12 protein-coding genes are annotated in these 13479 nt (G+C 58.8%); 9 read left to right on the forward strand and 3 right to left on the reverse strand.

Features of this window, described 5'->3' with window-relative positions:
• Nucleotides 1–9 precede the first annotated feature (9 nt).
• From CRP02_RS09130 to CRP02_RS09145, 4 genes are read left to right on the forward strand one after another with little or no spacing between them, the layout of a single operon-like run.
• Nucleotides 10–273: a hypothetical protein gene (locus CRP02_RS09130; protein ID WP_097099684.1), complete on the forward strand. Its 264-nt coding sequence runs from the start codon at nucleotides 10–12 to the stop codon at nucleotides 271–273.
• Nucleotides 254–1084 (forward strand): N-formylglutamate amidohydrolase, encoded by an 831-nt coding sequence (locus CRP02_RS09135; protein WP_097170864.1) that lies wholly within the window; start codon nucleotides 254–256, stop codon nucleotides 1082–1084. Before CRP02_RS09130 ends, CRP02_RS09135 begins: the two co-directional genes overlap by 20 nt.
• Nucleotides 1081–2958, forward strand: a complete 1878-nt coding sequence (locus CRP02_RS09140; protein WP_097170865.1) for a flavohemoglobin expression-modulating QEGLA motif protein — start codon at nucleotides 1081–1083, stop codon at nucleotides 2956–2958. The genes CRP02_RS09135 and CRP02_RS09140 overlap by 4 nt, the downstream gene beginning before the upstream one ends.
• Before the next feature lie 17 nt (nucleotides 2959–2975).
• Entirely contained in the window at nucleotides 2976–4022 is a 1047-nt protein-coding gene (locus tag CRP02_RS09145; RefSeq protein ID WP_004432010.1) for a glutathione synthase, read from the forward strand.
• 1 nt (nucleotide 4023) lies between these two features.
• On the opposite strand, the gene CRP02_RS09150 is transcribed toward CRP02_RS09145, so the two are convergent.
• Together CRP02_RS09150 and CRP02_RS09155 are read right to left on the reverse strand one after the other, a co-directional pair.
• On the reverse strand, nucleotides 4024–5046 hold the full coding sequence (locus CRP02_RS09150) for an NAD-dependent epimerase (RefSeq protein ID WP_097170866.1): 1023 nt from the start codon (nucleotides 5044–5046) through the stop codon (nucleotides 4024–4026).
• A gap of 86 nt (nucleotides 5047–5132) precedes the next feature.
• Nucleotides 5133–6464 (reverse strand): UDP-glucose dehydrogenase family protein, encoded by a 1332-nt coding sequence (locus CRP02_RS09155; RefSeq protein ID WP_097170867.1) that lies wholly within the window; start codon nucleotides 6462–6464, stop codon nucleotides 5133–5135.
• 376 nt (nucleotides 6465–6840) lie between these two features.
• On the opposite strand from CRP02_RS09155, the gene CRP02_RS09160 reads away from it, so the two are divergent.
• Together CRP02_RS09160 and CRP02_RS09165 are read left to right on the forward strand one after the other, a co-directional pair.
• On the forward strand, nucleotides 6841–7728 hold the full coding sequence (locus CRP02_RS09160) for a DMT family transporter (RefSeq protein WP_004432025.1): 888 nt from the start codon (nucleotides 6841–6843) through the stop codon (nucleotides 7726–7728).
• A gap of 105 nt (nucleotides 7729–7833) precedes the next feature.
• On the forward strand, nucleotides 7834–8814 hold the full coding sequence (locus tag CRP02_RS09165; RefSeq protein WP_097170868.1) for a glutathione S-transferase family protein: 981 nt from the start codon (nucleotides 7834–7836) through the stop codon (nucleotides 8812–8814).
• Between the two features lie 4 nt (nucleotides 8815–8818).
• Here the strand turns inward: CRP02_RS09165 and CRP02_RS09170 are convergent, their stop codons facing one another.
• Nucleotides 8819–9721, reverse strand: a complete 903-nt coding sequence (locus CRP02_RS09170; protein ID WP_097170869.1) for a LysR family transcriptional regulator — start codon at nucleotides 9719–9721, stop codon at nucleotides 8819–8821.
• 214 nt (nucleotides 9722–9935) lie between these two features.
• Here CRP02_RS09170 and CRP02_RS09180 point away from each other — a divergent pair, with 214 nt between their 5' ends.
• From CRP02_RS09180 to CRP02_RS09190, 3 genes are all read left to right on the forward strand, one after another.
• Nucleotides 9936–11465, forward strand: a complete 1530-nt coding sequence (locus CRP02_RS09180) for an aldehyde dehydrogenase family protein (RefSeq protein ID WP_097099678.1) — start codon at nucleotides 9936–9938, stop codon at nucleotides 11463–11465.
• Between the two features lie 257 nt (nucleotides 11466–11722).
• Nucleotides 11723–12676: an aliphatic sulfonate ABC transporter substrate-binding protein gene (locus tag CRP02_RS09185; RefSeq protein ID WP_097170870.1), complete on the forward strand. Its 954-nt coding sequence runs from the start codon at nucleotides 11723–11725 to the stop codon at nucleotides 12674–12676.
• A 23-nt stretch (nucleotides 12677–12699) separates the two neighbouring features.
• Nucleotides 12700–13479: an ABC transporter permease subunit gene (locus tag CRP02_RS09190; RefSeq protein WP_097170871.1), complete on the forward strand. Its 780-nt coding sequence runs from the start codon at nucleotides 12700–12702 to the stop codon at nucleotides 13477–13479.

Below are 13479 nucleotides of genomic sequence, written 5' to 3' on the forward strand. Positions count from 1 at the left end.
GGGCGCCGGATGGGTAAGAAGCTCGGCTGCCATTTCGTTGGCCATCGGGAGAAAACGGAAAAATCCCGATGTTCTTCAGCGCCATCGTGTCCGTTTGACACGGCGGCCCTCCTGCCAGAACAACGTGAGCTTTCCGGTATGGTTCCGCATTTTTTCAGGCGGATTCTTGCCGAGGACGAATGTATCGCGCGCAATTTTTATCGGAACAAACCGGCAAGTCGTGCTGTTTTACCCCAGATGCAGGGGAGGCGGCATGACAGCCAGACACAGTGACGGCGAGTATCACGGCAACGACGAAAGCAAGGGTTTCTGGTCGATCGACTTCGGCAATTCACCGGTCATCGGCACGGCCATTCATGATGGTCATCTCATTCGCCCGGACATAGCCTCGCTGATGGCTCTTTCCGCCGAGCAGCGACTGAGGGAGGAAGACCCTTTTACCGGCGAGATGATCGCGGGGATGAGAAACCGCGTTGTCGTTCACCATTCGCGTTTCGAAATCGATCTCAACCGTGCCGCCGATCAGGCAGTTTATCTGAAACCGGAACAATCCTGGGGGCTGGAGGTCTGGAAACAGGAGCCGCCCGAAGAGGCCACCCGGCAATCGCTCGATTTTCATGCCGATTATTACGCGATGCTCGAAGCAGTTCTCTCAACCGTCGAGCGGCGGCACGGTGCTTTTGTCGTGCTGGACATACACAGCTACAATCATCGCCGGCAGGGCGCTACAGCGCCGCCAACGCCACAGGCGGAAGCGCCGGATATCAATATCGGCACATTTTCCATGGATCGCAGCCGCTGGAGTGACGTCGTCAGCGCGGTGGGCCATCATTTCGCGTCAGCCACCATCGGCGGACGCCGCCTTGATGTACGCGAGAACGTCGCCTTTCAGGGCAAGGGAGAGCAGACCCGGTTTATACACGAGCGTTTTAAGCAGAACGGCTGCGCGATTGCGGTGGAGTTCAAGAAATTCTTCATGGACGAGTGGACCGGTAAGCCGGATAAGCGCGTTGTTTCCGATATTCGCGACGCTATCACGGCACTTCAGCCGGTTCTCGAAGAGTGCCTGAGGGCGCGGCGATGAACGTCTCCTCGGCGCGTAGCGAACCGTTACCGGTCATCGAGCTGGTAGACGATGTCGTCGCCTGCCTCGATGCCGGCAAGGCCGTCCGTCGTGATGTCGGAAAGAACGGCCGGCTGCATATCGACCGTCCGCTGCCGTTCCTTTGCCTGCATCTGACCGGTGGCACGAAGGACCTCGCGGCCCGCGATATCGCCTCTGCGCATGCATCCTATCTGATCGCATCGAGCATTCAGGAGGCGGCACCCCTGATTGCAGCCGTCGGCACGGCCATGCGCGAACGTTTCGGCGCCTTCATGGTTCTCGATATCGGCGAACTGGAACACGACATTCTGCTCGCTGACGATTCACCTTTCCTGCCGCATTATGAGGTTTCCGTCTCGGCAACATCTGAGCCGGAAACGCAAAGTGCCCGCCGTGTTTTCATCAAGGCGGTTTGCGATGCCGAAGTGCGTTTCCGTACGCCCCGCGTAACCCGACCGGAACCGGATGCCGATCCGATCCTCAGATTTCAAAATGCCGGGCTTGATTTTCCCTGCATCAGCGTGCGTTTCGCGCCGATCTACCGACAGCCTGAATCCGGCGCCGATTATCCCGGCCTGCGAGAGACGATGATTGCGGATATTTTCGATGCCGGCCTTCAGGCCTTCTCGTCATTTGCTGCCGGTAAAGACGCACTCAAGGTTACCAGCCATCGCGCGCTCGGCCGCAAGGCCTTCGTTGATGCCGTCAGACGCGCCGATCGTTCAATAGACGACATCGTCTCGTCCTTTGATTTTCTTCTGTCCGTCACGCCGATCAATGCCCGCCGGGCCTTCGAGGAATTTCGTGACGGCAGCTTCCAATATCCGCCGCGCCTGCTTTACAGGCCGCTCGGCGTTGACGTCGAGGAGCAGAAACGCAAGCTATATTCCGTCGTTTTCGATCATCTGGAAGACCCGGTGCTTTATCATCTCTACCGGGAGAAACAGCAGGAGATCGATCTGCAACTGACCATGCTCGCCAATCTGCATCGCCGGACTTTTACCGATTTCTCCCGCGCCCTTTACGGTGCCGTCGAACCCGCGCTTCTGACGCTGGCGCTCAAGGTGCTTGCCGATTGCCCGCGCAAGGATGAGAGCGGCGAAATCGCCATGGTCGATTGTTATGCGGTCGCCAAAAAATCGCGCGAGATGATTGAGACCTATCTGGCGGAAGAGCCGGAATTCAAGGCGCGTGTCGAGATCAGGGACGACCTGCCGCCTGGCCTGATGGTGACGGGTGAGAAGCTCCTGATTTCTCGTCACACCGTCATGGAACAGCGCCGGGTCGAGGCGCTGCTGTCGCATGAAATCGGCGTGCATCTCCTCACCTATTTCAACGGTTCGTTTCAGGGTCTCCGGCTCTTCCGCACCGGCCTTTCCGGTTATGAGGGCGTGCAGGAAGGGCTGGCAGTGCTGGCGGAACATCTCGCCGGCGGCATGACGCGCGAGCGCCTGCGGCTGATCGCCGGCCGTGTCGTCGGCTGCGCCGCCATGTTGGACGGCGCGACTTTTGTTGAGACGTTCCGGACTATGACGCGCGATCATGGTTTCGACGAGGCCGGTGCCTTTAACATGGTTTTGCGCATCTATCGTGGCGGCGGTCTTTCCAAGGACGCGATCTATCTGCGTGGGCTTGCGGAGGTGCTGGAGCACCTGCGCAAGGGTGGCGCGCTCGATCCGTTCTGGATGGGCAAGATCGCCGCTGCCCATTTCCCGGTGATGCAGGAGCTTGCCTTGCGCGGCCTCTTGCGTCCGCCGGGCGTACGTCCCGCTTTTCTGCTGCCGGCCAAGGCCAATGAGCGGCTGGAAAAGATACGGGCCGGGTTATCCATCGCCGAACTGGCGACACTGTAATATTAAAGGAGGGGCTTATGCGTATCGCATTTTTCGTCAATTCCATTGAAACCGAGGGGCCGACTTTCGCAACCGGCCTGCTGGCCATGGCGGCGCTCAATCGCGGTCACGAGGTGGTGTATCTGACGCCTGGCGATTTTACCTTGCGCTCGGATGATAGCCTGACCGTACACGCCACCGTTCTACCGAAGGCCAAATACAAGAAAGCCGATGCTTTTCACGCAGCACTTCAGGACAAAGCGCTGGAACGGCGCACCATGGATGTGGAGGAAATCGACGCGCTGATGCTGCGCAACGATCCCTCGCTGGATCAGACGACGCGGCCATGGGCGGTGCATGCCGGCATTCTGTTCGGGCGGTTGGCAGAACAGCGTGGCGTTGTGGTTCTGAACGACCCGGAAGGATTGGCGCTGGCGCAGAACAAGCTCTATTTCCAGAGCTTTCCGGAAATCGTACGCCCGACCACGATCATCTCGCGCAATGTCGATGAAATACGCGCTTTTGCGGATACCCACCCTAAGGGTGTCATCGTCAAGCCGCTGCAGGGTTCAGGCGGCAAGAACGTCTTCAAGATCGGCTCCAGCAAGGAGGCAAATCTCAACCAGATTTTCGAGGCGGTCAGTCTCGAAGGTTACTTGATCGCACAGGCCTATCTGCCGGCTGCCAAGGATGGCGATATTCGGTTCTTCATGATGAATGGCAAGCCACTGATGCGCGACGGACAATATGCGGCTTTGCGCCGCGTTCCGGCAAAAGGCGATCTGCGCTCCAACATTCACGCCAAGGGCACCGCCGAGGCCGTGAAGGTGACGGACGAGATCGTGGCGCTTGCCGAAATGATGCGGCCGAAGCTGGTGGAAGACGGTATGTTCCTGGTCGGGCTTGATATTGTCGGCGACAAGATACTTGAGGTGAACGTGTTTTCGCCGGGCGGCCTCTCCAACATCCGCGACCTCACCGATGTCGATTTCAGCGATACTATCATCGAAGCCGTGGAAACCAAGATCGCCATGCAGAGCGCCTCCGGCGGCATGCTCTCCAATCGTCTGCTGGCGACGCTTTGATTTATTCGCGCAGCTCCGTCGACTGCATGTCACGATACCAGGCGACGAGGGCCTTGATGCCCTCCTCGACCGGGGTTTGCGGCACATAGCCCGTCAAGGCCCTCAAAAGATCGGGTGAAGCGAAGGTGCGGGGGACGTCTCCCTGCTGCATCGGCAACATGTTGCGGATTGCCGGCCTGCCGACTGCCTTTTCGACCGTTTCGACAAAGTGCATCAGCTCCACTGGCTTGCCGCCGCCAATATTGACGATGCGGAACGGTGCGTGGTGCGACAGCGTGTCGGTGACGCCTTCCTCAGTTACCCGGTTCTCCTCGGACGGAATGACCTGGCTCAGCCTGACGATACCTTCAACGAGGTCATCGATATAGGTGAAGTCTCGGCTCATATTGCCTTGGCCGTAAATATCGATCGGCTCGCCGTTCGAGATGGCGTCGACGAATTTGATTGGCGCCATGTCCGGCCGTCCCCACGGTCCGTAAACCGTGAAGAAACGGAAGGCTGTGGTGGGCAATTTGTGAAGATGGGCGTAGCTGTGCGCCATCAATTCCATCGATTTTTTGGTGGCCGCATAAAGCGTCATCGGCTCGTCGGCCTTGTCGCTTTCCGCAAAGGGAATTTTTTCATTGGCGCCGTAGATGGAGGAAGTCGAAGCCAGCATCAGGTGTTTGACACGCAGGTTCTTGGCAAGCTCCAGCATGTTCCACGATCCGATGAGATTGGAATCGATATAGGCGCGTGGATTTTCGAGGCTGTAGCGAACACCCGCCTGCGCGGCGAGGTGAATTATGATTTCCGGTTCGGCAGCCTCTGCCGCGCGCTTCAGTGCATCCGTATCTTCCAGCATGCCGATTTCGGCCCTGAAACCGTTAGAGCGGGAAAGGATGGCATGGCGTTTTTCTTTCAGGCTGACATCGTAATATTTCGTCATGCCGTCGAAACCGGTTACGAAATGGCCGGCATCGAGCAGCCGTTTGGCAACGTAAAAACCGATGAAGCCCGCGGTGCCGGTAACCAGATAACGCATGATGACTATATCCCAAATCCGTTGGTGCGTTTGCGGCCGAACCGAAGCGCAAAAACCATTTTAATGAAACTTCGAAGGCGAAACCGCTATTGGCCCTTGTCGGAACTGCTGTCGTGCGGGCGGCCAATGCCGGCATAAACGAAGCCATGCCCGGTGACCTCGTCCGTGCGGTAGATATTGCGCAGATCCACCAGAACGGGGTTTTTCATGATGGCCTTCAGGCGCGGCAGATCGAGTGCGCGGAACTGGTTCCATTCCGTCACGATCACGACGGCGTCGGCGCCTTCGGCAGCCTCGTAGGGACCGCTGGCATAGTCGATATCCTCGATGACATGGCGGGCATTCACCATACCCTCCGGATCGTAGCCGACCACCTTGGCGCCGCCGTCCTGGAGGGTCTGGATGATGGCAATCGCCGGGCTGTCGCGCATATCGTCGGTATTGGGCTTGAAGGTCAGGCCAAGCACGGCGATCTTCTTGCCGCGCACGTCGCCACCCACCGCGTTGATGACCTTGCGGCCCATGGCGCGCTTGCGGTTGTCGTTGATGGCAATGGTGGTCTCGATCAGCCGCACCGGGGCGTCATAGTCCTGTGCGGTCTTGGCAAGCGCCAGCGTATCCTTGGGGAAACAGGAGCCGCCATAACCGGGGCCGGCATGCAGGAACTTCGCGCCGATGCGGCCATCGAGGCCGATACCGCGCGAAATATCCTGAACATTGGCGCCGACCTTTTCGCACAGATCCGCCATTTCGTTGATGAAGGTGATTTTCATCGCCAGAAAGGCGTTGGCGGCATATTTGATCAGTTCCGAAGTGCGCCTGGTGGTGAAGAGCAAAGGCGACTGGTTGAGATAGAGCGGACGGTAAACCTCCGTCATCACCGGGCGGGCGCGCTCGTCGGAAAGACCGACGACGATGCGGTCCGGTCGCTTGAAATCCTCGATGGCCGCGCCTTCCCGCAGGAATTCCGGGTTGGAAACCACGGCAAAATCGGCCGAGGGATTTTCTTCGCGGATGATGCGTTCCACTTCGTCCCCCGTGCCGACGGGAACGGTGGACTTGGTGACGATGACGGTGAAGCCGTCAAGCGAATGGGCGATTTCTTTCGCCGCCGCATAGACATAACCGAGATCGGCGTGGCCGTCGCCGCGCCGCGAGGGCGTGCCAACCGCGATGAAAACGACATCGGCACTGGCAACCGCGGAGGAGAGATCGGTGGTGAAGCTCAATCGGCCTGCCTTGGCGTTGTTGGCAACGATGACCTCCAGACCAGGTTCGAAGATCGGGATATGGCCGCTTTTCAGCGCTTCGATCTTCTCCGGCATCTTGTCGACGCAGATCACGTCATGGCCGAAATCGGCAAAACACGCACCGGAAACAAGGCCGACATAACCGGCACCGATCATCACTATCCGCATTCTTCTTCCTTTCGGTTCGTGAGGCGATGTTCGCGCAGCAAGCTTCAGGCGAAATCAGCGGGTGCAATCACACCACAATGTTTAGCCGCCTTCACGCTTGCCGCCAAGCGCCACGATCAACACGGGCTAACCTCTTTCCGTGACGGTGATATGATGGCGTCGGCGGGACAAATTTGCCGCACCTTGCGGCCATCTGCATCGATGCGGTCGGATCGGGTGTTTTTGCGGCTTTTGCGGCTTGCACTCATAGGTAGCCGGGTCTAGCCATAGGGTGAGGATCAAATCTGCCAGACTGTCTGTCCCTTAAGGGGCGTCCGGGTTGCTTTAAGCGGCCGGGGTGCGCTTTGCGTTGCGGTCGCTGTTCGGGGAAGTTCAAATGCAAAAGGGTTTTCTGCTCGGTCTGTTCGCTTATGCGACCTTTTCCCTGGGCGATGCCACGATCAAGTCGCTTGGATCACAGATCAGCGTTTTCGAGATCGGCTTCTTCAGCATCCTGTTTTCTGGCATCTTCATCTTCTTCAGCAAGCCGCGTGAGGAAAGGTGGCGTGAATTCTGGCGCATGAGCCGTCCGTTTGCGGTGCACGGGCGGGCGATTTCCGGCCTGTTCGCCGGTATTCTCGGCATCTATGCCTTCACCACCATTCCGCTGGCCGAAGCCTATGCGCTGATCTTTCTCTCACCGCTGTTTGTGACAGTGCTGTCGGCTGTCGTATTGAAGGAAGATATAGGGCCATGGCGCTGGGCGGCCGTTTTGGCCGGCATCGTTGGTGTTTTGCTCGTCGTGCGGCCCGGCTTCAAGGCGCTGGAACTCGGGCACGTCGCAGCCATCGGTGTCGCATTCCTGGCGGCGATGACCATCGTGCTGCTCCGCTCGCTTGCGGGCAAGGAGAAGCGCACCTCGATCATGGGCGTGCTTTTGGTTTACGGCCTCACCTTCAACGGCATTGCCTCGATTCCCGAGTTCGTCATGCCCAATCTGCACCAGTTCGCCGCCTTTGCCTTCATCGGACTTTGCACGGCAACGGGGCAGATAACGCTGCTCGTCGCAACACGTATCGCGCCGGCCAGCCAGATTGCACCCTCGCATTATTCTCAGATCCTCTGGGCCGTGGCGATCGGCATGACTTTCTTCCACGAATATCCGGATGCGATCGCGGTGCTTGGGCTGGGTGTCATCGCCGCATCGGGACTTCTGACGATGATCCGCGAAAGGGTCAGGCTTGGCACGGTTCGCTGGAATCCGTTTTTCCGCAATCGGCTTTGAAGTCATCAATCGATCGGAAACAGTGCGTCAACCGAAGCGCGGCTTGTGGGGTGGGTGCAGACGGCCCCATAAGCTTTTCATCGATAGATGAATGGAGAGCCCAAAATGCTAGTGGATGGAAAGTGGACCGCCGAATGGCACCCGGTACAGGCGACCGACAAGAAGGGTGGTTTCGTTCGCCAGACATCCGGCTTCCGCAACTGGGTAACGCCTGATGGTCTAGCAGGCCCGACGGGAGAGGGCGGTTTCAAGGCCGAGGCCGGCCGTTATCACCTCTACGTCGCGCTGATTTGTCCATGGGCCTCACGCACGCTGATCGGCCGTAAGCTCAAGAAGCTCGAAGATGTCATTTCGGTCTCAATTGTGGAACCGGCGCTCTCCGACGAGGGCTGGAAATTCGGCGATTATCCAGGTTCGGATCGCGACGGGCTGAACGGCTTCGCTTATATGCATGAAGCCTATACCAGCGCCGATCCGCATTATACCGGGCGTGCCACGGTTCCGGTTCTGTGGGACAAGAAGACGAAAACTATCGTCAACAATGAATCGGCCGATATTTTGCGCATGCTGAATTCCGGTTTCGGCGATCTGGCCGATAACGACATCGATCTTTATCCGGAAGATCTGCGGGACGCGATTGATGCGCTCAACGACCATATCTATCCCCGCCTCAACAACGGTGTCTACAGAACCGGTTTTGCCACTACCCAGCTTGCCTATGAGGAAGCCTTCGCCGACGTCTTCGCGACACTGCAGGAACTTGAAACTCGCCTGGCATCAGGCGGTCCCTTCCTCTTCGGCGATCGCCTGACGGAAACGGATGTCAGGCTTTTCGTGACGCTGGTGCGTTTCGATGCCGCCTATTACGGCCTCTTCAAGTGCAACCTTCGCCGCATTGTCGACTATCGGACCCTGCAGGCCTATATGATGCGGGTGCTGAACATTCCGGGCGTGCGTGACACGGTCAACATCGACCACATCAAGCGCGGTTATTATTCGATCAAGGCGCTCAATCCGACCCGGATCGTGCCGGTCGGCCCCGATCTGCCGGGGTTTGACGAGGTTTCCATCGGCGGCACTGTGTGAATATCTAGGCCGGCTTGCCGACCCGATCGAGAAGCCATGCCTGGAAGGCGCGGGCAAGGACATTGTCCTGCCGCCCTTCCGGCAGGGCAACGTAATAGCTCTTGTCGGTTTGCAGAGGGATGTCGAAGACGATTTCGAGGCGGCCGGAGACGAGTTCCGCCTCGATCAGATATTTCGGCAGAAGGGCAAAGCCGATGCCGCTTATGGCTGCTTCAATGATCATCGAAAACTGGTCGAAACGGCTGCCTCTATAGGCATTCTCCGCCGTTACCCCATTCATCTCCAGCCATTCCGTCCACAGTTTCGGCCGTGTGGTTACGTGAAGCAACGGTTGCCGGTTAAAATCCTCGGGCTCTCTCATTCCCGCGCGCTGAAGCAGAGCGGGGCTGGCGACCGGCACTATTACCTCGTTGCATAAAAAGGTGCAGGTGCCGTGCGCCCAGACCGGCTGGCCGTAATGGATAGCGAGGTCGAAACCTTCCTCATCGAAATCGAACGGGTGCGAGCGCGAGCCGATGGTGATGGTCATTTCCGGGTTGGCGTCGATGAAGCGGTGCAGACGCGGCATTAGCCAGCGGCTGCCGAAGGTTGGCAGGGTGGCGACGGAGAGCGATGCATGAGATGTTCCGGCCGAGACCGCGCGCACCATCAGCTGTTCGGATTGCTGCAACAGGCGCCGCACGTCTGGCAGGAATTTGCGACCCGCTTCCGACAGGACGACGCGCCGGCGGATGCGTTCGAAAAGCTGCATTCCGGTCTGCGCCTCGAGTTCGCCGATCTGCCGGCTGACCGCACTTTGCGTGAGGTTGAGTTCTTCCGCCGCACGGGTAAAATTCCCATGCCTTGCGGCACACTCGAATGCTTGCAGGGTTACGATGTCAGGGACCAGTCTTCTGCGCGGATCCATACCATTCTCGCATCAACTTACCCGCTTTCCTCATTGGAAAAGGGTCATTATGGCCATATATGATTACGGGAAAGAATGGAATGGTGTTTTGCCGGCTTCGGCGGAGGCCCGTTTCACAAAATGATAAATTCGGGGAAAGACCAGCGACGGGAGTTGAAAGCGCCGTATCAAAAACGGCCCTTCCTCCCCTTTGAGCCAAAAAGGACAATTGGACATGGATGCGACCACGAAGCTTGACGTGAAACAGGAAGCCGCGGCCCTGCTCGACAGAATGGGCGTCGCCCGCGATCTTTATACCGGCGGCGATATGGCGTCGTTCAGCCCGGTAACGGGTGAACAGATCGCAAGCCTCAAGACCATTTCGGTCGAGGGTGTCGCAGCCGTAGTCGACAAGGCCGATGCCGCCTTCAAGGTTTGGCGCAACGTGCCTGCTCCGCGTCGTGGCGAACTGATCCGGCTTTTGGGCGAAGAACTGCGCACCTTCAAGGCCGATCTCGGCCGTCTCGTCTCGCTGGAAGCGGGCAAGGTCCCATCTGAAGGTCTTGGCGAAGTTCAGGAGATGATCGATATCTGCGATTTCGCGGTCGGTTTGTCCCGCCAGCTTTACGGCCTGACCATCGCCACCGAACGCCCCGGCCACCGCATGATGGAAACCTGGCATCCGCTCGGCGTTGTCGGCGTTATCTCTGCCTTCAACTTCCCCGTTGCCGTCTGGTCGTGGAACGCGGCGCTCGCGCTAGTCTGCGGCAACTCGGTGGTCTGGAAGCCATCTGAAAAGACCCCGCTGACGGCACTTGCGGTTCAGGGCATCTTCGAACGTGCCGTAGCCCGTTTTGGCGATGCGCCGGAAGGGCTGTCGCAGCTTCTGATCGGGGACCGCGCCGTTGGTGAAGCATTGGTGGACAACCCCAAGGTTCCCCTGGTTTCTGCCACCGGTTCCACCCGCATGGGCCGCGATGTCGGTCCGCGCCTCGCGAAGCGCTTCGCCCGCGCCATTCTGGAACTCGGCGGTAACAATGCCGGCATCGTCTGCCCGTCTGCCGATCTCGACATGGCGCTGCGCGCCATTGCCTTCGGCGCCATGGGCACGGCCGGCCAGCGCTGCACCACGCTTCGCCGCCTCTTCGTGCATGACAGTGTTTACGACCAGCTCGTGCCGCGTCTGAAAAAGGCCTACGCCTCCGTTTCCGTCGGCAATCCGCTGGAAACATCGGCGCTTGTCGGACCGCTGGTCGACAAGGCGGCTTTCGACGGCATGCAGAAGGCGCTGGAAGCGGCCAAGGCGCATGACGGCGTGGTGAATGGCGGCGGGCGCGTGGATACGGGTGCGCCGGATGCCTATTATGTAAAGCCGGCACTTGTCGAAATGCCTGAACAGGCGGGGCCGGTGCTGGAAGAGACCTTCGCACCGATCCTTTATGTGATGAAGTACAGCGATCTCGATCAGGCAATCGACGCGCATAACGCCGTCGCCGCTGGTCTGTCGTCGTCGATCTTCACCCGCGACATTCAGGAATCGGAACGTTTCCTGTCTTCGGAAGGCTCGGATTGCGGCATCGCCAACGTCAATATCGGAACATCGGGCGCAGAAATCGGCGGCGCATTCGGTGGTGAAAAGGAAACCGGCGGTGGCCGCGAATCTGGTTCGGACGCGTGGAAGGCCTATATGCGCCGCGCCACCAACACGATCAATTACTCCAAGGCACTGCCTTTGGCGCAGGGCGTTTCCTTCGATATCGAGTAAATCACTCCGCAAGTTTGCGCGTTCGATAGCGATATTGATCCATCATGCCGGTGTGGCCAGTCCGCACCGGCATTCGTCTATTAAGCAGGCTGGGTGATGCCTCCTGCGATGATTTGCGGGAAAGAGGCGTCTCTGCGGAATTTTATTCCCGCAATATCGCTCATATTGAATTATCCTCTCTCTATCGTTTTCATCGAAAACCCTAGCATTGCTCCATATCGCAAACCGGCCCCAGGGGTCGGCGACAAGGAGCTAAAATGCCAGCCATTACCCGTCGTGCCCTCTCCGCCAGTTTTCTTGTTGCCGCTGCATTATCCGTTCTGCCCTTGCAGGCGCAGGCGGCGGAAGAGCTGAAGATCGGTTATCAGAAAACCGGCCTGCCGGTGATCGCGAGGCAACAGGGCGTCATCGAAAAGGCGCTTGAGGCCAAAGGCGTCAAGGTTTCGTGGGTCGAATTCACCGCAGGCCCGCCGCTGGTGGAGGCCTTGAATGTTGGCTCCATCAATGTCGGCTGGACGGGCGATGCGCCGCCAATCTTCGGTCAGGCGGCCGGTTCGGCCATCGTTTACGTTGCGGCCCTTCCCTCGAACGGCAAGGGTGAGGCAATCTTCACCAAGCCCGAGAGCGGTATAAAGTCGGTTGCCGATCTGAAGGGCAAGAAGGTCGGCGTCGGCAAGGGCACCAGCGCCCACAATCTGCTGGTGGCGGCAATTGAGAAGAACGGCCTGAAATTCAGCGATATCGACGTGGTCTATCTCAGCCCGGCTGACGCCGCGGCAGCCTTTGCCAGCGACAAGATCGACGCCTGGGCCGTCTGGGATCCGTTCTATGCAATTGCCGAGACGCGCTATAAGCCCGTCACTCTGGCCCGTACCAGCGAGGTTCTCAACGTGAGCACCTATTTCCTCGCCAATCGCGACTATGCCAAATCCCATGCCGACCCCATCAATATCACGCTCGATGCCCTGGGCGAGGCTGCAAAATGGTCCACCGCCAACCGCGACAAGGTTGCGGCAGCCCTGCATGAGGTGACAGGTGTGCCGCTGGAAGCGCAGACGCTGGCTGCGAACCGTTCGGAATTCGGCATTTCGAAGATCGATGACAAGATCATTGCCAGCCAGCAGGAAACTGCCGACCGCTTTTATCGCCTCGGCCTGATCCCTAAGCAGATCAGCATCAAGGATGCCGTCTGGTCAGGCGCCACCAACTGATCCCGGATACGGAGGGCTTCGCGATGAGCATCAGAAGGCGTATCGAGGCAGGAAGCATCACGGGCTGGCTGCTTCCTGCCATCATTCTTGCCGGCTGGGAGCTTGCTGCCCGCGTCGGCCTCATTTCGGCAAACGTCCTGCCGGCTCCCTCTGCCGTCGCGGAAGCCTTCTGGCGGCTTTTGCTTTCGGGGGAACTCATCGCCAATATCGGTGTCAGCTCCGCTCGCGCTCTGGCCGGTTTCGCCGTTGGCGGCGCGATTGGTTTCATCTTCGGGCTGGCCAACGGACTGTCGCGGTTTTCCCGCAGCTTTACCGACACGACGCTGCAGATGATCCGCAACATCCCGCATCTGGCGCTCATTCCGCTCGTCATCCTCTGGTTCGGGATCGACGAGGAGGCAAAGCTTTTCCTCGTGGCACTCGGGGTGTTTTTTCCGATCTACATCAACACGCTGCTCGGCATTCAGGGGGTCGATCCGCAACTGGTGGAGATGGGCCGAACCTATGGCATGTCGCCCCTCACCCTGTTCCGGCGGGTGATCCTGCCCGGCGCGCTGCCTTCCATTTTCACCGGCCTGCGTTATGCGCTCGGCATCATGTGGCTGACGCTTATCGTGGCGGAAACGATTTCCTCCTCTTCCGGCCTCGGCTACATGGCCATGCAGGCGCGCGAGTTCCTGCTGATCGATGTCGTCGTGCTGTCGATCCTCATTTACGCGCTTCTTGGCAAGCTGGCGGACAGTTTCGCCCGCTTCCTCGAAAGCATCTTCCTGCAGTGGCATCCAGCCTTCAAGAAAGTCTGA

The organism is Rhizobium sp. AN5 (genome assembly GCF_900215255.1).
GTDB classification, from domain to species: Bacteria; Pseudomonadota; Alphaproteobacteria; order Rhizobiales; family Rhizobiaceae; genus Agrobacterium; species Agrobacterium tumefaciens.